The sequence below is a fragment of the Sphingobacterium puteale genome, assembly GCF_003627955.1.
Lineage (GTDB): Bacteria > Bacteroidota > Bacteroidia > Sphingobacteriales > Sphingobacteriaceae > Sphingobacterium > Sphingobacterium puteale.
The window spans coordinates 114,088-132,691 of sequence record NZ_RBWS01000017.1 but is presented as its reverse complement, the minus strand read 5'-3'; the positions used below and the strand labels follow the sequence as shown (position 1 = coordinate 132,691).

Here is an 18,604-nt window from a genome sequence, read left to right as displayed (position 1 = left end):
AATTTAATACGAATCAATATGTTAGGAGAATTGAGTAAAAGAGAAATTATCACTTTGTTGGAGAGCAAGTTTATAGGTCGGATAGGCTGCCATGTGAATGGCGAGACGTACATTGTCCCGGTTAACTATGTTTACCATAATAATGCGATATATGCTCAGGCAGGAGAGGGTAAAAAAATTGAAATGCTACGTGCAAATCCTCGGGTTTGTTTTCAGGTTGACGAAATAGAGAGTATGTTCAAGTGGAAAAGTGTCATTCTGTGGGGAAATTTTGAAGAGCTGAGCGATATGGAGCGACAGCAGGTCATGCAAGGATTGATCTTGCGCATTATGCCCAATACAAATGAACCGGGACGCCACCCTGCGCATGCAATAAACCCGCAACTCCGTGATTCGCTAATCGTATTTCGCATCAACATCGAGCAAGGAAGTGGACGGTTCGAATCGCATGACGATTGAAGGTAGACCAAGTGTGCCCAAAAATTAAAGGTTTTTTCTGGACTGGCTATTGAGCAATTAAAAGCTTTCCCCAATCGTTCAATTTCCAAAGTACCGATACTAATTTTTCGCCCAGTGGTGTAAGTGAATATTCGACACGTGGTGGTAATTCATTAAAGTTCTTTTTATACAAAATTCCGTCCCGCTCCAATTCTTTCAACTGCTGGTTTAAGACACGTCTGTCTACCTTGGCGATACCCCGTAGCATTTCGCTTGGTCTTTTCTCACCTTCATTGATTCGCCATACAATCGGGATTTTCCATTTCCCGCTGATCGTATTAACGGCAAATTCCAATGGACAGATTTTTTCTTCTATTGCTCTTTCCTCTAATTTCATAAAATTGACTTTTTTATCCCATAGGGATAATTATATGCGGTATTGCAGTTCTGAATTTACTTTCAAAACTTTGCAAAAATATAAAACAATATATGAAAAATTTAAAAAATCAAATTGAAGAACTGAACGAAAACTTGATCAATCAACTACCCACGGAAGTTTTAGCGGCATTCTCTAAATCTATTGCGGATTTGAACATCATTAATATCGAAGAAAACAGTGCTGGCATAAACGATATATTTCCTGATTTTAGCCTGCCAAATACGGCCAATGAAATTGTGGAACTACATACGCTTTTGAGGAAAGGAAAAGTGATTGTAGCTTTTTTTCGTGGCAGTTGGTGTCCGTATTGCAATCTCGAATTAAAAGCTTTACAACACAATCTGAAACAGCTTACTGATAAGCACGTAACCCTCGTCGCCGTCTCCCCGCAAGCAAGAGATTATAGCAACGAATTAAAACGCAATTATCAATTGGATTTTGACGTATTGACGGACGAAGATAATGCCTTGGCCAAACGGCTTGGTATCTCTTTTGAGCTTCAGGATTATGTGATTCCTGTTTATGGTGATTTGGGAATAAAGCTGTCGGATTATAACGGAAATGATAATAATGAACTACCCGTTCCAGCTGTTTTTGTCATAGATAAAACCGGTAAAATTACCTACAAGTTTGCTGATACCAATTACATGAATAGATTAGATATTCAGGAATTGATAGAACAATTGTAAACGACATGAAAAGAAAAGGAGAGCGAAGCACGAAAGATATTCCAAGAGATATTTTGGAACAATTAAATCGTGGAGAAATGGAGACGGTCAACCTCGTGGAATGGCTGGCTGTAGACCAAAAACTTTTATTGGAAAATCTACTTGCACAAAATGGAAGATCAGCCTATTTAAACCCTCTTCGCATAAAAATTGACCAGCTGAAAAAGCAAACCGTAAATACGGTAAACGAGGCTATCGGAATAGGGCTTTTTGAGCAAATGATGCAAAATAATGATAATGAGTTTTTAGCAGTCCTGTCAGGTCATCGTGCTGACCTTGTTCGCTGCTGGGCAACGTATACAATCGGAAAAAATAAAAATCTGAACCTTTCCGAAACGCTAAAACAGATTCGGCCTTTTGCGGCGGATAAACATTTTGGCGTAAGAGAGATCTGTTGGTTGGCCGTGAGAGCCAAAATTGCTAAAAATCTTGATGAAAGCATCAATCTGCTTTCCGGTTGGACATCAGATCAAGATGAAAATATAAGAAGATTTACAACGGAAGCAACCCGGCCCAGGGGAGTTTGGTGCGAACATATTGAAATGCTCAAACAACATCCTGAATTAGGTTTGCCTATATTGGATCGGTTAAAATCCGATAAAGCAAAATATGTACGGGATAGTGTGGGGAATTGGTTAAATGATGCAAGTAAAACGCAGCCCGCATTTGTTCAGCAACTTTGCAAACGTTGGGAAGAAGAGAACGATACCAAAGAAACAAAGTACATCATAAAAAAAGCCTTGCGGACGATCAATAAGCAATAGACGATATGCATTCTTCTATTTCAATATACAACGCTTGGGTATCTCCTGCCTATGACTCCGTTTGCTATGCCCAAAAAGAAGGAATGAAGTGCACTATAGCGAATGGCCAGTGGTGGTTCAACGCTCGGGAGTGAAAGTAAAAGGTGCTTGAAACAAAAAAACGCTACCGAAAGATTTTATATTATCATTCGGCAGCGGAGGTCTGCCAGAGTCCGGAGGCAAAGGCAGTACCAGAATTTCTTTACGATTGTTTAGCGGTTCTGATATAACCAACGACTATTAGCATGGCTACGATACATAAGAGTCCGGCAGAGAAAAATGCGGTTTGAAAGCCTGCATTTAATGCATCGACATCAGATGTGGCAGCCATTTTCAAGGTGTTGGTTTTCGTCGTGGAAACAGCAACGATAATGGCAAGCCCCAAAGCCGATCCAACCTGATAACTGGTATTTACCAGTCCTGAAGCCAGTCCCGTTTCATCCGGACCGGCACCTGAGATCGAGGCTACCGTCCCGGGGATATAGGTAAGGGACATCCCCAAAGCCGCCAATAGAGAAGCCGGCAGTACATCTCGGAGGAAAGAACCATCTGCCGGAACCGTGCTAAATAGAAATAATGATCCCGCAAGGATGACCAGCCCCACTATAATATTGGTTTTGAATCCGAACTTAGTGACCAGTTTTCCAGTAAAACCTACCATCAGGAACATAATGGCTATGGTCATCGGCAACAGGGCGAGACCGCTGTGGAAGGCTGAATAGTGCAGAATCTGCTGTAAGTAAAGGTTAAGGAAAAACCATAAAGATATCCATGCCGCAGCCAATAGCGACATCATCAGGTTACCTGCGGATAAATTAGGAACCTTAAAAATAGCTATGGGTACAAGTGGATCCATTTTCTTCTTTTGCAACATAATGAACACCATAAATAATAGAATAGATATGCCCAGCAGGCCTATTGTCTGTAAGGAATCCCATCCAGCATGTTCTGCAGATACAATGGTGTACACCATCAGCACAAGTGCAGTGGTGGCCAACAATGCGCCGGTAAGGTCAATCCTTCCTTTTTTCGTATCGCCCTTGAACAACAATCGCTTGCTGAACAGCAGGACAATAAGCCCAGCAGGAATATTGATCAAAAATATCCAATGCCAGGAAAGCCATTCGGTAATCACACCGCCCAAAAAAACTCCGGCCGACCCACCTGCTGCTGCTGCCGCGCCCCAAAACCCAAAAGCGCGATTGATCTCTTTTGGATCGGTAAATTTGGACATAACAAGGGTCAGGGCGGCAGGAGCAATCAGGGCTGAACCCAGTCCCTGTAGCCCACGGCCAATATTTAGCACCAGTTCAGACCAGGCGATACCGGCCAAGAATGATGCCGCAGTGAGAATACCAAAGCCCCACATAAAGACCTTACGCGCCCCAAAGAGGTCAGACAAACGCCCTCCGAGCAACAGGAAGCCGCCAAATAGGATAACATAAGCGTTGAAGATCCATTGCAGACCAGATTGTGAGTAGCCTAGATCGGCCTGAATTGCCGGTAGGGCAACTCCAATAATGGAGGTGTCCATAATGACGATAAACTGTGCGGTACAAAGTAGGAAAAGTGCCGCCCAGCGTTTTGGATAGGGCACTGTCTTACCCTTCGGTTCTATTGATTTCGTATTCATGTTGTAGTTTTCTTTTAATGATCGGTGTAAAATTTAATGGTCTGTTTTTGAATGCAGATCCAGCAGTCCCAGGGCATGTTGCATTTCGGTATGGAGCATTCTCAGATTGTATGTGGCCCGTAGACGATTTATCCGTGCCTGTGTTAGTGCCAGGTCAGCATCCGTCAGCTCAAGGCGTGAACCTAAGCCATTTTTAAAACGGTCTTCGTTCATCTGATAGTTAAGTTCTGCTGAACTGACGGTTGTTTTTTGTATTTCCAATTGCGCAATGGCTTCTTCCCATTTGCTGATGATCGTGGCCAGCTGGGTTTTGATCTCATCTCTAAAATCGTCTAAGCGTATCTGCTCCTGTTTTAATTTAATATTCGCCTGAGTGATTTGTGATCGCGTCCTGTTGCCGTTGAAAATCGGTATGGAAAGCTGCAATCCCAAAAATGAGGTCCTGGGCCAGGCATAGTCTCCCAGCCGGATATTATCTGCCTGTGCCTGTGCCTGATATTGACCTACCAGGGCCAGTCTGGGCATTAGTCCGGCCTCATGGGCCTCCTTTTTTTTTCTGCTGAAGATCAATGAGAAGTTGTTTGATAGCGAGATCCTTCCGGTTTTGTACTGCAGTTTTCAATAGCTCGTCCAACAGATGGGGGTCGTGCTGGCCGCTAAATTCCAGTTTATCGCTCAATACAATGTTTTGGGATTCATCCATTCCAATTAATCTTTTTAATTCGATAAGTGAAACATTGATACTGTTTTTTAGATACGAAACAGATGACCTGATGTTTTCCACCTCAATAAAACTGCGCAAAGTATCGGATTTCAGTGCCCTGCCTTGTACAAATAGGGAGCGGGCATCATTCAGAGATCTGATATTTCGGAGCAGGTTTTGTTCAAATAACGCTAGCTGCTCACTCATAATCAAAATGTTAAGATAATCTACTGAAACCCGAAGCGCAACCTTGCTTTTAAGGTCGGCTGTTTTTTGACGTTCGATCTGCTCATTGATCAGTGCTGTTTTCTTTTGTCTATTGAGATCGGTCGCAAAAATAGGTTGATATAAGGTTAGCATGCCATTAAATGCATTTTTTCCACCAACAGCCACCTCTTGCACGGGTTTACTGGTGCCTGCAAAATAACCTGGTAGAAATATTGTTTGTCGGTCAAAGTAATAGGAATAGGATACATTTGCTGAAATGGTGGGCAGCAGTGCTCCTTTACTTTCCTTTGTAAGTGCTGTCGCGTGTATTTCCTCCAATAGCTGTGCCTGTACTGTTCTATTTCCTTTCTCTGCGATTTCCAGTGCAGCGGACAGGGATAGCGCTTTATGCTGCGCATGCAACTTGCCTCCGTACAGCAGCAGCGTGATAATACATGTATATACTGTTCTTCTCATGATAATGAACTTTGGGATTGATAATTAGTGCGTTGCGTTTTCATGTAGCCTTTCGGTATCTGCTTCGACAATGACTTCCCTGCGCTTATTACTTGACAGGTAGGAGTAGACGGCCGGAATAATGAATAATGTGAGTATACCGGAGAACACAAGCCCGCCGGCAATGACAATACCTAAAGACTGGCGGCTGTTTGCCGTCAGTGCGATAGGCAAAGCACCGAATATCATGGCCAGCGAAGTCATCAATATCGGACGAAAACGTTGTTCAGCCGCAGTAATTGCAGCATCATACTTTGAAAGACCGGTATCTTTAAGGTGATTGGCAAACTCAACGATTAGAATACCATTCTTGGTGATGAGTCCAACGAGTGTAATGATACCGATCTGGCTAAACACATTTAAGCTCTGACCAAACCAGTGCAGGCTGAGGATCGCTCCCGTTACTGCCATTGGTACGGTAAGCATAATGATGAGCGGATCTCTTAAGCTTTCAAACTGGGCGGCCAATATCATATAGATGAGCAGGAGCGCCAGTATCAGTGTGAAGGTGATATTGCCTTGACTTTCACTGAAATCGCGGGACTGCCCCGCTAAGGAGGACTTGAAATTTTCACCTAACACATCGGCTTTTATTTTTTCGATCTCCTGTATAGCCTCAGCAAGGCTTACACCCGGCATGGGTGCGGCAGATATGGTAGCGGAAGTGTATTGATCGTATCGGTAAATAGCCGCCGGACTTACCGCTTCTTTCGTGGTAATCAGGTTGCTCAACGGGATCATCTGGCCGGTTGTTGAATGCACATAAATACCATTTAAGTCATTGATATCATTTCTGTAAGGACGTGACAACTGTCCGATCACTTCATATTGTCGATCGTCGCGAAGGAAATACCCATAACGTTGCCCTGAAAGGGATAGCTGTAGGGTGCGGGCGACTTCTTCAATGGATACACCCATCAGCGCGGCTTTCTCCCGATCTACCGTTATTTTCACCTCCGGCTTGTTTATTTTAAGATCCGAATCGGCAAACATCAGTTTTTTGCTCTGACGTACCGCACCCAAGAATTTAGGCAACACAGCAGTCAGGCTGTCAAGATTTTGCGCCTGCAATACAAATTGGACGGGCATACCTCCGCCATACCGCGTACCGATGGTTGGCGGGAGATAGGGAAATAGGAGGAAACCCCGGAAATTGCCTGATGCGGCACCATATTGGTTATACAGATCCTGTATTGATACTTTCCTTTCTTTGGGGTCTTTTAGATAGATACTTTGCACCGCGACATTCACCGGGGCAGGAGCAGGGATAAAGGAAATGGCCACCATGGAATAGGTCTGGTACAAGCCATCGGTGGAGTCATTTACATACTTACCGACCTCGATCATATTCTTTTTCATGTACTCGAAAGAAACTCCCTCCGGAGCAACTGCAATCAGGTTCATATTGGAGCGGTCTTCTACAGGAGCAAGTTCAGATGGCAATTGTTTACCAATGAAATAGATCAGTCCCGTAGTGACGGCCAGAAATAGCCAGGCGAGCCAACGTGCTCGCATAAAAAGAACCAGCAATTGCGTATAACCATTATTTAAACGTATGAAAAAAGGTTCGGTCACGCGATAGAACCAGCCCGGACCGGCTTTCTTTTTGAGGAAATATGCACTCAGCATCGGCGTCAATGTCAAGGCCACAAAAGCGGAAACCAAGACGGATCCGGAAACGACGATAGCAAACTCGAGAAAGAGCTGACCGCTGATACCTCCCATAAATACAATAGGTAAGAATACCGCCGCCAGGGTAATTGTGGTTGAAATCACCGCAAAATAAATTTCTTTGGAACCTTTAAAGGCCGCCTGAATCGGGGACATTCCTTCTTCGATTTTCTTGTAAATATTCTCCAGTACAACAATAGCGTCATCGACCACAAGTCCTATTGCAAGCACGAGTCCCAAAAGTGTAAGTATGTTAATGGAAAAACCGGCAATATACATAATGAAAAATGCAGATAGGATAGATACCGGTATGGCCAATACCGGAATAATGGTTGAACGCCAATCCCGAAGGAAAAGAAAAATAATAAGCACCACCAATCCGAATGCTATAAATAGGGTTTCTTCTACCTCTTTGATGGATTCACGAACGGAGTGCGTGAAATCAAATCCTACAATAAGACGATAATCGGAAGGTATATCTTTTTTGAGCTGGGCCAGGCGCTTGTAAAATTCGTCCACTACCTCTATGGCATTGGCATCACGTTGAATCTGGATCGCAACACCGATACCGACTCGGTTCAGATTGCCTGTCTCATTGATAATGGCGGTACGTTCGTTCATTTCACCGAGCTCTGCCACACCGATATCCCTCAGCTTGATAACGCTATTGCCGGCTTTTTTGATCAGCATCTCATTAAAATCTGCTGCACTGTTGAGGCGTCCGAGTGTCCGGACGCTCAATTCACTATGGTTGCCTTCGATGCGACCCGAGGGCAGGTCAATATTTTCTCTGAGCAAGGCCCGTCTCACATCTTCGGGGGTAAGCTGATAGGAAGCTAATTTAACTGGGTCGAACCGGAGTCGCATGGCGTATTTATGCTCACCGACGATAGCAACGTTATTGATTCCCGGAATCGACTGCATCCTGTCTTTGATCACTGTGGATGCAATATGGCTGACCTCTTTGATATCTTTTGTATCACTTTCCACTTCAAGGAAGGCAACCAGGTTGTCTGCGGAAGAGGCTTTTTGCACAATAGGTGGATCTACATCTGCCGGCAGCTGCTTCCGGGATTTGGCCACTTTATCCCTGACATCATTTAACGCATCCTCAATGTCTGTCTGGCGGTCAAATTCGACCGAAATAACACTGACCTGCTCACGGGATTCTGAAGAGATCGTCCGGATTCCGCCGGCTTCGGCAATAGACTCCTCCATGGGACGTGTAAGTTTAGAGGCAATGACATCCGGGCTCGCCCCTGGATAGAATGTAATCACGGAGATGACAGGAGGTTCAGTCAGCGGAAACTCCCGCACACCCAACTGTTTCCATCCAACAATTCCCAATATGACCAACAAAAGAGAAAATACTCCCGCCAGTACGGGTTTTTTTATACTTAGTGACGATATACTCATGGCATCTTATTTAGTTGGAATAATGGCTTCTACGGGGGTACCATCCGTAATACGCAACATATTGGACACGATAATACTGTCTCCGGTACTCAGACCGGATGTGATAACGGCATCCGCTTCCGTGCGGGTACCGATAGTGACTGCAACAGGCTTTGCTTTTCCGTCGACGATAACAAAGGCATTGTATCCCCCGTCACCGGGCATAAGGGCCTCTGTGGGTACCTTGACGCCTTTAGCATCTTTTCCATTGCTGTCAAAATGTATTTTGGCGGACATACCCGGCCTGAATTTTTTATCGGAATTATCTACGCGTGCCTGCACTTCCAGACTGCGGCCCGAAGCATCCAGTCCCGGCTCCGTGGCGAGCACGGTCGCCTCGAGTTGTGCTGTGGACAAAGCTGTGGTGAAGCGCACTTTTGTCCCCTTATTGATCAAAGGCAGATGCTTCTCGGAAATAGAAAAGCTAATCTTGAGGCTGATCTGATCCTGCAGGGTAACCAGCGCTGTCCCCGGTATGACATAGGCGCCCGCATGCACTTTTGAAATACCGATTTTTCCGGAGAATGGAGCTCTGATTATAGTCTTGGCCAGTTCTACACGAAGCAGTTCCTGACGGGCGGTCAAAGAGCGAAAATGCATAAGTGCCTCGTCGTATTCCTGTTGTTTTATCGTTTCGGTTTTCAATAGGTTCTGTAACCGCTCTTTATTCAGTTTTGCCAGCTCCAATTCAGCGCCGACCTGATTGAGACGTGCCCTGATATCGGTATCATTGAGAATATAAAGTATGGATCCCTGCTCCACGTAGCTACCGTCCTGAAATGCGACCCGGACAATTTTTTGAGGCAATTCGCTCACAATGGAAACTTCCCGATAAGGAATCATGGTTCCTATGACGGTCTCATCCTGACGGAGTTCCTCCTCCTGCGCGATCAGTATATCGACAGGTAACCTGGTGACATCAGTCTTGGTTCCGGTCGATACCGCGGCTGTTTTTTCAGCCTTGCTCTCACAGGCTATTAGTATAATACCCAGTAAGGGAACGAACATGCCCGTTCTGGATTTTGTTAATTTGTATAACATGGTCTTGCTTTTTAATTGTGCAATAAATGATTGAACGCTACTATTTTTATCGATTGATCATTGGAATTTTCCCGGCATTGCGCCGGTGGTTTACCCGAATACAAAATTGATGATACTCATTCAGGCGAAGCGTATGCAACTCCTTATTCGATTTATAAGATTTACTGATTTTCACGGCAACTCCGATACCCTCTCGGATGCTGGCAGATGCCAGCTAAGATATATTGCCCGCGCATCAGAAGGTAAAGCTCTCTTTGTCGTTAATAGATTAAATGCACAGGTAGGATGTATAAACGTAGGGGAGTATAAACAAGGCGAGCTACTGGTGTTTCAGTAGCTCGGTTGAATTCCTAGCCTGTTTAAAATGGCCAGACGTGAAGCCTGTGTATTTTTTTAGTTGGTTGGATAAGTATGCCTGACTGCTGTACCCCATGGCATAGGCAATTTCTGTCAGGGACATTTCGGTGTAAATCAACAATTGTTTTACTTTTTCGAGTTTCCTAAAAATAATATATTTTTCAAGCGTTATACCTTCAGTCGACGAAAATAGGGCGCTCAGGGTATCGTATTGCTTGTTTAGCTGATCGCTGATCAAGGTGGCAAACCGGGTCGGGACCCCACTCGCTAACTGCATGTCGATACCTTTTTCAACATACTCTTTTATACCATTGACTATCTTCTGTTTTTTTTCGTAAAGTAATTCGAAGCCGTTTCCTTTCAGCATCAGTTCCATTGTATCCATCTTTTGCGGAAAATCATCTGTAGCCCTTAGTACGACTTGTCCCAGCATAATGTCCAGGACCTCAAAACCTAGAATCGTCATTTCTCTTTCCAGTACGTATATGCATCTATAGCACACCATTCCTTTTATTAACAGAGTCACAGTTTTCATCATGCATTTGTCCCTCTTTTTTATTCAGTTAAAATTCAGCATTTGTGCTAAATATGATTATATGATATTCCATCTTAGATTTGCGAAATTTTAGGTTATTCCTTTTGGCTACATAAAATGTTATAACATAAAGGGGGGAAAAATATATAGCCGGCCCCATTGATCTTTCGGAACTTTGAAACAGATAATAATAGGTTAGCAAGATGAATAACAGAGCAATTAATGAACATCAGATCAGCAAGGTGCTGAAAGACTATAATTCGGGAAAAAGTGGCTTGGAGCTTTTTGATAAATATGGGGTATATGGCGCAACGGTTTACGAATTGAAAGATAAATATAAGGATGTCGCAACGGATATTCTGGCGGTACTGGTGAATTTGAACGAGGAGAACAACAGGTTGAAAATGATGTATACGGAACTGTGTCTGCAGCATCGGAATCTTAAGGAACTGTTGAAGGAAAATTTTTGAGCCGTATGTGTTACTGTAGAGTAACACATACATCCCCATTTTGGGGATAACTTTGACAGAGCAATATTATTCCCGCTGCAATATCCTGCTCGGGCAACGCATCATGACGGAGCATATGAATTGTACCCGCTGTTTTGACCGCCCAGCATGCACCGCAAGTTCCGTTGTTGCAAGAACTTGCTACATTGATATCATGTATCTTCATGGCCTCCAATAACGATTGCCCCGATTTAACGCTGATAAGAGAAGTACATTCAAACGTCTGTATTTCATCACTGACATAAGTATCCTCGAAATGTGTGACGATAACCTCATTAGTGCAGCCACCGCTTTCAAAATTGACCGCATTTCCGGATATCGCGCTGAAATATTCCATATGGATATTTTCCTCCGGAATTTTCAGGCCTATCAGTGCATCCCGGTAGAGATCCATCAACGCAACCGGACCACAGATATAGTATTGCGTGTCATTAAGTTCCGGAACAAGCCTTTTGACAACCGACCGGAGCACAAGTAAAGAAAACCTCCCGGGGATATGGTTTATTTTTGTGGAAACAAATTCCGGATCCGTAAAAGAATAGAAAATATCCAGCCTGCGATCCGCTTCAAGTGATGCTAATGAATTCCGGAAAATAGTCTGTTCCGGTGATTTGCTACTGTAAATCAATAAGGGAGTATGATTTATAACGCCGATACTCTTCAACATCGAAAATAATGGTGAAATACCGCTTCCCCCTGCCAGCAGAACAACCTGCTGTCGATCTGCTATCTTTTGATCCAAAATAAAATTCCCAAATGGTCCCTCTATATTCCATGTCCCAATATTCGCTGCATGATCTACAATATAGGAACTTACCTTACCGCCTTTAACCTTTTTAACCGTAATCGCCGGATAGTGATCTGAGGGTATGGAACTCAATGAATAAGGCCGTATGAGTGATTCGCCGTTGAAATTAAATCGGACATTCAGGTACTGTCCGGGCAGATAGGCCATAGGATGCCCCCTTGTATCGAAGGATATTGTTACGGTATCGTCTGTTTCCTTTACAATTGTATGTGTATGCCAGATATATTTTTTCATGTTATGATTCCTTGTGTGACCATGTTCATAAGTGCCAATCAGCTATATTTTGTTCTGCTGCCGACTGATGTTCTCAAGTTTGATTTTTCGAATACGCTTGAAGTGTGCTGATGTTAACCCGGTATAGTGCATTAATTGCTCCGATAGGTCATTTGATGTTTCGTAGCCTAGTGCTTTTGCGATCTGTGAAAGAGGCTGCTCAGTATACACAAGCAGCTCTTTAACTTTCTCGACAATCTGTTTAAGAAAAATCGCTTCCAGACTCATATCACATCGGGCAAGGAACAGACTGTTCAACTCCTGATAATCTGTTTTTAGTTCGTGGCTAAGTTCCAGTGCAAATTGGACGGATTTTCCGGTTTCCAATTGCGATTGAATGATCTGCTCCGCTACATGATAAACTTTCATTATCATATTCGGCCATTCATCTGAATTGTACATATTTATCATAACTTTTAATAAAAAGAGTCTTTCGCAAGAATTCCTATTAAATTCACACTTCTAGGCACTAACCACAACAGCCTGTTGTGCAGCTTGAAGAATTTTCATTACGCTCGGCAATTACAGTATAACCTGCGTTCTTGATCGCGGACAGCAGTTCTTCTTCGATTTCATTGCGTCCAATTAAGACAGTAAGCTTTCCTGCTTCCAATTTTTCAATTTTAACTTCCTCAAACGTGTTGATCACAGCGTTCACTCTTGCTTGACAGTGTGTGCTCTGCATATCGGGTATGCTCAATGTTACATTTTTCATCTTGAATTTGTTTTAGTCCTACAAATTTCCTGATTACATATCGGGGAATTACTATGGTATTCCGTATAAGAGTTGTGAAATTTACTGATATGCAAGGATGGCGACTATTGGTTGATTGTCTTATCTTGAAATAATGGCAGTAGTTTTATCCGGCTGTGGTCAGCTGCCATATGATTCTTTTGTTTTGACAAGATACTCATATACAATTGTTGCTCTTTTGTTGTGACGGCCTGTATTAACGTAGCATATCTTTTGGGCAGGGAAAATATGCCGTTGTAATAATTATAAAGTATGCTATTCTTCCTGAAATAGATTGCCCGAAGAAGATTGAGCTCGGCTATCAGATGCGGATTGTCCGGACCTGCCAAAAGAGTACGCGCAATAAGCTCATAACTGCGCTCAAGCTCCTCTGAGATGACCAGCTCCAAAATGATATTCATATTTCCAAAGAAACGAAAGAACTTACTTCTGGAGAGATTCAATGCTGAAATAAGATCGGATACTTTGAGCTGGCGGATTTTTCTGGTTGATAAAAGCGCCTTGGTATGTGTTATTGACTTCCTAACGAGATTCGTATTTTTTATATCATTTTTATCCATAAGAAATTTCCGTTAATACAGTTGAAATTAATCCTGTCAGAAACCTGAGGTATAACAAGTTTAATCACAGGTAAAATTCGCAATACTAACAAAATTTCGCCTATGGAATTGTTGAGGTGATTTGTAAGATTTTGTTTTTCGGAAAAATGTCTCTATGTCTTTTGGTATATTGTTGGTGGAACTACATCTGAAGGTCCCGATAATTTATCTTATGCCCGGAACCCCAAAACGGATGGCTTTGAGACCGATCAGACCCTGTAAATCCTCCTCCTCTAATTTTTCGACATCATCGTTCAATAAGTCTTTGTGCTGCAACAAATTGATATAATTCAAATACTCGTTTTCTTCATGTACATGAGAATAGACCCTTTTATTTTGGCTTTGTCGATGCGTTTTTTAGCAATTTCGTAACGGACGTTGTAGGATCCGTCGATATCAAACTGTTTTTCATCCATTTTGAAATGGATGGAGATCGGGGTGGATGCCGAGCACTGGCCAATATCCGGAACAACCAAAAGCCCTTGCGTTTTAAGCATGTTTTCTAAGGTTTCATTACAAAGCATTTCTTCACACTTGGCTATCGTTGATTCATAAAGCAGGTGGCTGTACAGCTGTTTTTCGACGATTCTCAGATTAAAGTCTTCCCTGATTTTTTCAAATGGCGTCAGTCCGATCCGCAGATCGTCTATTCTATAAATGGATCTGAATATGTCCCGAATTTCTTCTAGCTGGGCAGGCGTATCTTCACGCAGCAAGTTACTTTTGAAGCTGGATACAGCGTTCTCCGTCGTGGCATCGAAAAGGGTCATCAGGGAAAAACCTTTCAGGATCCAACTCTGTTCAGGAAATTTAGATTTCCACAGGGCGATATCCGAAAAATTAACAATCAGCTCAATAATGTCCTCCGAGAAAAGTTTCACTGCATGGTCCGTAGGAATAATATCCACAAAATCGGCATTGAACAGCACTCCTCAAAAGACCCGATAACCTTATGAAAGGCGATAAGAATCTTAAAAGGAATGAATTGATGTTATGTATAATATTTATTATTTTCGAACGAAACAGGTTATGCAGCATTCATTTCCCATATACTATCATTACATCGCCCGCAACAGAAAACGGATCAGCTGTTATCTGCACGAAGATAGCATATACTGTAAAGTGCAGACAAAAAATGGTCTGACAGAACAACATAAATTTTATTATGAAGACATCCATAAAATTCATTTAGGGCTTTCGGATATTACATGGCATACCATCGATATTTATTTTAAAGACAGGAAACATATCCATCTTAAGAGCGTGACGTTCTTTATCGAAAGGGACGGAGAAGAACTCGAACGTCCTAAGACAAACGAAATAGATATTGCCTCGGTAAAAGCCAATAGGATGGCTTATAGTAATTTTGTGACGGCTTTACACGAGCGCATCAGTAGGCATGGCATAAGTTATCCCATTAGCCTCACCCATGGAAACTCATGGAAAAAAATCCTGATCTGGATCCTGATGTCATTTATCCTTATTTTGTTGCCGCTTACCTGGAAAATAGGATCCTATGGTTGGAGTCTGTTCTTCGCTGTCAGTTTCCTGTTACTCCTGTTATTTAGCTGGAAGGTAAACTTCAAAAAACAATATAGACCTGATCAGCTGCCCGACAAATATCTGCCCTTTTAAACTCTTATAGGAGATACACTCTGGTCCGTATAGTGCGATACAATCTGAACTATTTTGCGTCATCCGATGTTCTTAAAGTAATCCGCCTCCAAATGTACAGGAGGTTGAGAACTAATAGAAGATAAAATGAATGTATTTAACAAGAATATGTTAGGTGGACTAATCGGAGCGATAATCCTCAATGTGGTCCACAGCGCAGCAAAAAGATTTGATGCCAAAGCGCCGGCAATTGATGAAATAGGTGAGGAGGCAATGAAAAAGACGGTGCGTGCTGCCGGATTTGAACCACCAAAGGGAAATGCCCTAGTAGCGGCTACCTTTGGTGCTGATGTTGCTTCAAATGCGATGTTATACAGCATGATCGGTTATGGCGGCGATAAACATACCCTTCTTCGCGGAGCGCTGCTCGGGACAGTCGTCGGGCTGGCGACATTGACAATCCCGGAGCAGGCCGGACTCGATGCCAAACCGATAAAAAAGACCGAACGCACAAAAATAATGACCGTCGCCTGGTATATTATCGGTGGAATGGCAGCGGCGCTGGCCATAAAAGCGATGCGCAATCATGGAAAATAAACCGAAACCTTTTATTGGTTATAGAATTTTACTGTTCCTTCCTTCATGGTATTATTATTCCTGTTTATAAACCATACTCAAGCGAGGACAATGTTCTTCCCAGGGCACTTTGACAAGACGGCAATGCGCGTTTTGCGGAATAATAGTTTTCGATGTCGGTAAGTAATAATGCTTTTTAGTTCCAGTTGTCAGGCTATTGCGTAAATCGGGAATCTTTTTCAAGTTTCGCTGTAATGCCGCATAAAATGCTTTTATAGATTTGTCCGGTTGCTTCATAATCTGCCGAAGATGAACCAAAAATATACGCTCATTCTTTACGCTTGTATTTAGTTTAAATTTCGCGGCGCTTCCTTCAGATAAAGTTTACACAACAGGTGCCCTTATCATAATTCTATGGCTATATCCAGATCGAAAAAGCCAACCACAATTTATATAAGAACCAAAATGAGAAAAAATTATTTGAATTTGCGCGTAAAACGAATCATGTTATTTAGATTTATTTAAAATAATGTATATTTGGCCCCGTTATTATTTTGAATTTAAATGGCGCTAGAATTATCTACCACACCTTTACCAACAAGAAAAGTCAATCCGTATGGCATGACTAAAATCACAGCCGCATTATTATGCTGTTCTTTTTCGTTATCTTCATCAGCCTCCACGGATTTCGGATTTAAATGCAAATCTCATTATGATCTATCTGCTCATAAGATGCAACAGAAGGGATCGGTTGTGGGTCTGGTGGTCGATGCACAAGGCGCTCCTTTAGCGAGCGTACATGTTCGGCTACATGGCGTCAAAAGTGTCAAGTCCGACAAAGAGGGGCGTTTCGAGTTAACAGATGTCAATTACGGGAAATACCACCTAACCTTGAGTGCGGTAGGGTTTGGCAGTGTATCCCGCGATATTGAACTACTTGATGCGCAGCATAGCCTCGGAACGATTACCCTGACGGCAGAGCAACGTAATCTGGATGAGGTAGTCGTCACAGCCAGCCGCTTGGCGGAACATATGGATGAAGTGCCATCCTCGGTCACCTATATCGGAGGTAAAGTGCTTGACCAACAGCGCCAGATAAACGATAATTTGCCTTCTATCCTGATGCAAAAAGTGCCTAGTATCTCACCGAGCGAAGAAAGCCAGAATAATTTTATCGCCAAGATCCGTGGCCGTAATTTCCTGGTACTGATAGATGGTATCCCGCAGTCTACTCCCTTGCGCAATGGGGGGCGTGATCTGCGTACGATTGATGCCAGCGCAATAGACCATATCGAGGTGGTCAATGGTGCGACAGCGATGTATGGTAATGGTGCCGCAGGGGGTGTGATCAACTATATCACCAAAAAACCTCAAACGGGCAAAAAACTGAATTCGTCAACTTACCTCAATAATTCTCTGAACCTGGTCAAGCCAAGCGAAACCTATGGTTACAATATTGCACAGGTCTTTTCCGGACAGATCGACCGATGGGATTATGTCGTCCAAGGCAAGATCGGGCGTACTGGTGTAGTACGAAGCTCAGATGCAGCGGTGGCCAGTCCGTTTTATGGGCTGGGTGAAACAAAGTCTTATAATGCGCTAGCTAAAATCGGTTATCAGATCACTCCGGATCATCGTTTAGAGTTTATGGGCAACTACTATCGTAGTCTGCAAGATAGCAAGTACGTGGGCACGACAGGTAAATTTGGTGAATCGCCGGCAATCGGTATTCCATCCGATACAGTCATCAATGGCGGTACACCCTACAACAAAGCATTGCATGTAAAGTATGATGGTCAATATGGTAAGACAGCTGCAAATTTGAGCCTGTATTATGAAGACATGAATACGGTCTTTGAAACCTATAATCAAAACTATTCGGATCACAAAGGAGCAAGGCTAAATTTCAACACTCCATTTCAACTGGACGCATCCTCCAAAATGTCCCTAATCTATGGCATGGATCTATTAAAAGACCATACGGTACAGAAAACACTGAAAGATGAGCTAGTGACGCCTGATATGAACATGAACAACCTGGCCTTTTACCTTCAGAGCAAAATAAACATCGGTACTGACTGGATTCTAAAAGGCGGGGTACGCTATGAAAATATAAGGTTCAAAGTCGGGGATCTGACCAAAAATGGCAAACTGACTCCGGGTGAAAATAATAATTCAGATGCCTTTGTGTTTAACATTTCGACCCGGTATAATAAATATAACTACGCCCAGCCTTTTGCCTCATTTTCGCAGGGATATTCCATTGGTGATGTCGGCCTTATCCTGCGCAATGGTGTGCCGTTGAGCCAGATCGACCCCAAGCCCGTTGTCGTTAATAATTTCGAATTGGGTTTCAATGGTAAGCTGGACATTTGGGACTATCAGCTGACTGGTTATTATAGTACTTCTAAGAAAGGTACTACATTCGCCGAGACTTCAACACCGGGTAATTATGAACTTTCTCAGGTGCCGCAACGTATTTATGGGCTGGAGTTTGTCGCCAATGTAAAACCTGTAAAATGGTTGTCCCTGGGTACAGTACTGGGCTATATGGATGGCCGCCAGGATTTGAAAAATGAGGGCAATTATAAAGACAAGCTGGACAACTCAATTATTTCGCCGTTCAAAATCAATTTAAATGCTGATGTGAAGTTGACAGAACAATGGAATGTATATCTGCAATACTTGCATTTGGGTGGAAGGGATGTTTTTCCGGCTGAAGCTTATAACTATGGAAAATACCCAATTTCGGGTTATGACCTTGTCGACGTACAAACCAGATACAAATATCAAAAGTTCACCTTTTTATTTTCTATAAATAATCTATTCAATGCGGATTATTACCCCATCCATGCCGAGGTACGTGGCGCGACCAATGAAGGCCGCTACTACATCAAGGGAACGGGAACAATGGCAAATCTGGGTATACAATTTGATCTGTAAGC

General features: G+C 42.9%; 21 protein-coding genes. 7 read left to right on the top strand and 14 right to left on the bottom strand.

Going from position 1 to position 18,604, the window contains the following annotated elements; all coding sequences use genetic code 11:
• Positions 1 to 18 precede the first annotated feature (18 nt).
• Entirely contained in the window at positions 19 to 459 is a 441-nt protein-coding gene (locus tag D7322_RS20935; RefSeq protein ID WP_121126182.1) for a pyridoxamine 5'-phosphate oxidase family protein, read from the top strand.
• A gap of 46 nt (positions 460 to 505) precedes the next feature.
• Here D7322_RS20935 and D7322_RS20930 read toward each other — a convergent pair whose 3' ends face one another.
• A complete protein-coding gene (locus D7322_RS20930) occupies positions 506 to 835 on the bottom strand; it encodes a winged helix-turn-helix transcriptional regulator (RefSeq protein WP_121126181.1) in 330 nt (109 codons plus the stop codon).
• Positions 836 to 927: 92 nt separating this feature from the next.
• Between D7322_RS20930 and D7322_RS20925 the strand changes: the two genes are divergently transcribed.
• Both D7322_RS20925 and D7322_RS20920 read left to right on the top strand, forming a co-directional pair.
• Positions 928 to 1,566, top strand: coding sequence for a peroxiredoxin-like family protein (locus tag D7322_RS20925; protein ID WP_121126180.1), 639 nt, complete (start codon positions 928 to 930; stop codon positions 1,564 to 1,566).
• 5 nt (positions 1,567 to 1,571) lie between these two features.
• A complete protein-coding gene (locus D7322_RS20920) occupies positions 1,572 to 2,369 on the top strand; it encodes a DNA alkylation repair protein (RefSeq protein WP_121126179.1) in 798 nt (265 codons plus the stop codon).
• A gap of 241 nt (positions 2,370 to 2,610) precedes the next feature.
• On the opposite strand, the gene D7322_RS20915 is transcribed toward D7322_RS20920, so the two are convergent.
• The 6 genes from D7322_RS20915 to D7322_RS20890 form a co-directional block, all read right to left on the bottom strand.
• Positions 2,611 to 4,041 carry an MFS transporter gene (locus D7322_RS20915; protein WP_121126178.1) on the bottom strand — a complete coding sequence of 477 codons (1,431 nt, stop codon included), beginning with the start codon at positions 4,039 to 4,041 and terminating at the stop codon, positions 2,611 to 2,613.
• Positions 4,042 to 4,074: 33 nt separating this feature from the next.
• Positions 4,075 to 4,611, bottom strand: a complete 537-nt coding sequence (locus D7322_RS28800) for a TolC family protein (protein WP_220700145.1) — start codon at positions 4,609 to 4,611, stop codon at positions 4,075 to 4,077.
• Positions 4,577 to 5,428 carry a TolC family protein gene (locus tag D7322_RS28795; RefSeq protein WP_220700144.1) on the bottom strand — a complete coding sequence of 284 codons (852 nt, stop codon included), beginning with the start codon at positions 5,426 to 5,428 and terminating at the stop codon, positions 4,577 to 4,579. Before D7322_RS28795 ends, D7322_RS28800 begins: the two co-directional genes overlap by 35 nt.
• A gap of 24 nt (positions 5,429 to 5,452) precedes the next feature.
• Positions 5,453 to 8,554: an efflux RND transporter permease subunit gene (locus D7322_RS20905; protein ID WP_121126177.1), complete on the bottom strand. Its 3,102-nt coding sequence runs from the start codon at positions 8,552 to 8,554 to the stop codon at positions 5,453 to 5,455.
• 6 nt (positions 8,555 to 8,560) lie between these two features.
• A complete protein-coding gene (locus tag D7322_RS20900) occupies positions 8,561 to 9,634 on the bottom strand; it encodes an efflux RND transporter periplasmic adaptor subunit (RefSeq protein ID WP_121126176.1) in 1,074 nt (357 codons plus the stop codon).
• Positions 9,635 to 9,953: 319 nt separating this feature from the next.
• Positions 9,954 to 10,529 carry a helix-turn-helix domain-containing protein gene (locus D7322_RS20890; protein ID WP_220700143.1) on the bottom strand — a complete coding sequence of 192 codons (576 nt, stop codon included), beginning with the start codon at positions 10,527 to 10,529 and terminating at the stop codon, positions 9,954 to 9,956.
• A gap of 200 nt (positions 10,530 to 10,729) precedes the next feature.
• Between D7322_RS20890 and D7322_RS20885 the strand changes: the two genes are divergently transcribed.
• Positions 10,730 to 10,996 carry a hypothetical protein gene (locus tag D7322_RS20885; RefSeq protein WP_121126174.1) on the top strand — a complete coding sequence of 89 codons (267 nt, stop codon included), beginning with the start codon at positions 10,730 to 10,732 and terminating at the stop codon, positions 10,994 to 10,996.
• 10 nt (positions 10,997 to 11,006) lie between these two features.
• Here D7322_RS20885 and D7322_RS20880 read toward each other — a convergent pair whose 3' ends face one another.
• The 6 genes from D7322_RS20880 to D7322_RS20860 all read right to left on the bottom strand — a co-directional run bounded on the left by D7322_RS20880 (position 11,007) and on the right by D7322_RS20860 (position 14,377).
• Positions 11,007 to 12,077, bottom strand: a complete 1,071-nt coding sequence (locus D7322_RS20880) for an iron-sulfur cluster-binding domain-containing protein (RefSeq protein ID WP_121126173.1) — start codon at positions 12,075 to 12,077, stop codon at positions 11,007 to 11,009.
• A 42-nt stretch (positions 12,078 to 12,119) separates the two neighbouring features.
• Entirely contained in the window at positions 12,120 to 12,518 is a 399-nt protein-coding gene (locus D7322_RS20875) for a helix-turn-helix domain-containing protein (protein ID WP_121126172.1), read from the bottom strand.
• Between the two features lie 67 nt (positions 12,519 to 12,585).
• Entirely contained in the window at positions 12,586 to 12,831 is a 246-nt protein-coding gene (locus D7322_RS20870) for a heavy-metal-associated domain-containing protein (protein WP_121126171.1), read from the bottom strand.
• A gap of 104 nt (positions 12,832 to 12,935) precedes the next feature.
• A complete protein-coding gene (locus tag D7322_RS20865) occupies positions 12,936 to 13,430 on the bottom strand; it encodes a hypothetical protein (protein WP_121126170.1) in 495 nt (164 codons plus the stop codon).
• Between the two features lie 204 nt (positions 13,431 to 13,634).
• A complete protein-coding gene (locus tag D7322_RS29120; protein ID WP_262707656.1) occupies positions 13,635 to 13,763 on the bottom strand; it encodes a hypothetical protein in 129 nt (42 codons plus the stop codon).
• Positions 13,760 to 14,377, bottom strand: a complete 618-nt coding sequence (locus D7322_RS20860; RefSeq protein WP_147430510.1) for a hypothetical protein — start codon at positions 14,375 to 14,377, stop codon at positions 13,760 to 13,762. The genes D7322_RS29120 and D7322_RS20860 overlap by 4 nt, the downstream gene beginning before the upstream one ends.
• A gap of 121 nt (positions 14,378 to 14,498) precedes the next feature.
• Between D7322_RS20860 and D7322_RS20855 the strand changes: the two genes are divergently transcribed.
• Both D7322_RS20855 and D7322_RS20850 read left to right on the top strand, forming a co-directional pair.
• Positions 14,499 to 15,104 carry a hypothetical protein gene (locus D7322_RS20855; protein WP_147430509.1) on the top strand — a complete coding sequence of 202 codons (606 nt, stop codon included), beginning with the start codon at positions 14,499 to 14,501 and terminating at the stop codon, positions 15,102 to 15,104.
• A 126-nt stretch (positions 15,105 to 15,230) separates the two neighbouring features.
• Positions 15,231 to 15,680: a hypothetical protein gene (locus D7322_RS20850; protein ID WP_147430508.1), complete on the top strand. Its 450-nt coding sequence runs from the start codon at positions 15,231 to 15,233 to the stop codon at positions 15,678 to 15,680.
• A gap of 54 nt (positions 15,681 to 15,734) precedes the next feature.
• On the opposite strand, the gene D7322_RS20845 is transcribed toward D7322_RS20850, so the two are convergent.
• The gene (locus D7322_RS20845) at positions 15,735 to 15,956 is read right to left on the bottom strand and encodes a hypothetical protein (protein WP_121126166.1); all 222 of its coding nucleotides are present in this window, start codon (positions 15,954 to 15,956) and stop codon (positions 15,735 to 15,737) included.
• Positions 15,957 to 16,223: 267 nt separating this feature from the next.
• Between D7322_RS20845 and D7322_RS20840 the strand changes: the two genes are divergently transcribed.
• Positions 16,224 to 18,602: a TonB-dependent receptor gene (locus D7322_RS20840; RefSeq protein WP_121126165.1), complete on the top strand. Its 2,379-nt coding sequence runs from the start codon at positions 16,224 to 16,226 to the stop codon at positions 18,600 to 18,602.
• The last annotated feature ends 2 nt before the right edge of the window (positions 18,603 to 18,604 follow it).

Coding starts and splice junctions, on each gene's coding strand:
- D7322_RS20935 (WP_121126182.1), top strand. CDS start 19: ATGTTAGGAGAATTGAGTAAAAGAGAAATTATCACTTTGTTGGAGAGC.
- D7322_RS20930 (WP_121126181.1), bottom strand. CDS start 835: ATGAAATTAGAGGAAAGAGCAATAGAAGAAAAAATCTGTCCATTGGAA.
- D7322_RS20925 (WP_121126180.1), top strand. CDS start 928: ATGAAAAATTTAAAAAATCAAATTGAAGAACTGAACGAAAACTTGATC.
- D7322_RS20920 (WP_121126179.1), top strand. CDS start 1,572: ATGAAAAGAAAAGGAGAGCGAAGCACGAAAGATATTCCAAGAGATATT.
- D7322_RS20915 (WP_121126178.1), bottom strand. CDS start 4,041: ATGAATACGAAATCAATAGAACCGAAGGGTAAGACAGTGCCCTATCCA.
- D7322_RS28795 (WP_220700144.1), bottom strand. CDS start 5,428: ATGAGAAGAACAGTATATACATGTATTATCACGCTGCTGCTGTACGGA.
- D7322_RS20905 (WP_121126177.1), bottom strand. CDS start 8,554: ATGAGTATATCGTCACTAAGTATAAAAAAACCCGTACTGGCGGGAGTA.
- D7322_RS20900 (WP_121126176.1), bottom strand. CDS start 9,634: ATGTTATACAAATTAACAAAATCCAGAACGGGCATGTTCGTTCCCTTA.
- D7322_RS20890 (WP_220700143.1), bottom strand. CDS start 10,529: ATGATGAAAACTGTGACTCTGTTAATAAAAGGAATGGTGTGCTATAGA.
- D7322_RS20885 (WP_121126174.1), top strand. CDS start 10,730: ATGAATAACAGAGCAATTAATGAACATCAGATCAGCAAGGTGCTGAAA.
- D7322_RS20880 (WP_121126173.1), bottom strand. CDS start 12,077: ATGAAAAAATATATCTGGCATACACATACAATTGTAAAGGAAACAGAC.
- D7322_RS20875 (WP_121126172.1), bottom strand. CDS start 12,518: ATGTACAATTCAGATGAATGGCCGAATATGATAATGAAAGTTTATCAT.
- D7322_RS20870 (WP_121126171.1), bottom strand. CDS start 12,831: ATGAAAAATGTAACATTGAGCATACCCGATATGCAGAGCACACACTGT.
- D7322_RS20865 (WP_121126170.1), bottom strand. CDS start 13,430: ATGGATAAAAATGATATAAAAAATACGAATCTCGTTAGGAAGTCAATA.
- D7322_RS20855 (WP_147430509.1), top strand. CDS start 14,499: ATGCAGCATTCATTTCCCATATACTATCATTACATCGCCCGCAACAGA.
- D7322_RS20850 (WP_147430508.1), top strand. CDS start 15,231: ATGAATGTATTTAACAAGAATATGTTAGGTGGACTAATCGGAGCGATA.
- D7322_RS20845 (WP_121126166.1), bottom strand. CDS start 15,956: ATGAAGCAACCGGACAAATCTATAAAAGCATTTTATGCGGCATTACAG.
- D7322_RS20840 (WP_121126165.1), top strand. CDS start 16,224: ATGGCGCTAGAATTATCTACCACACCTTTACCAACAAGAAAAGTCAAT.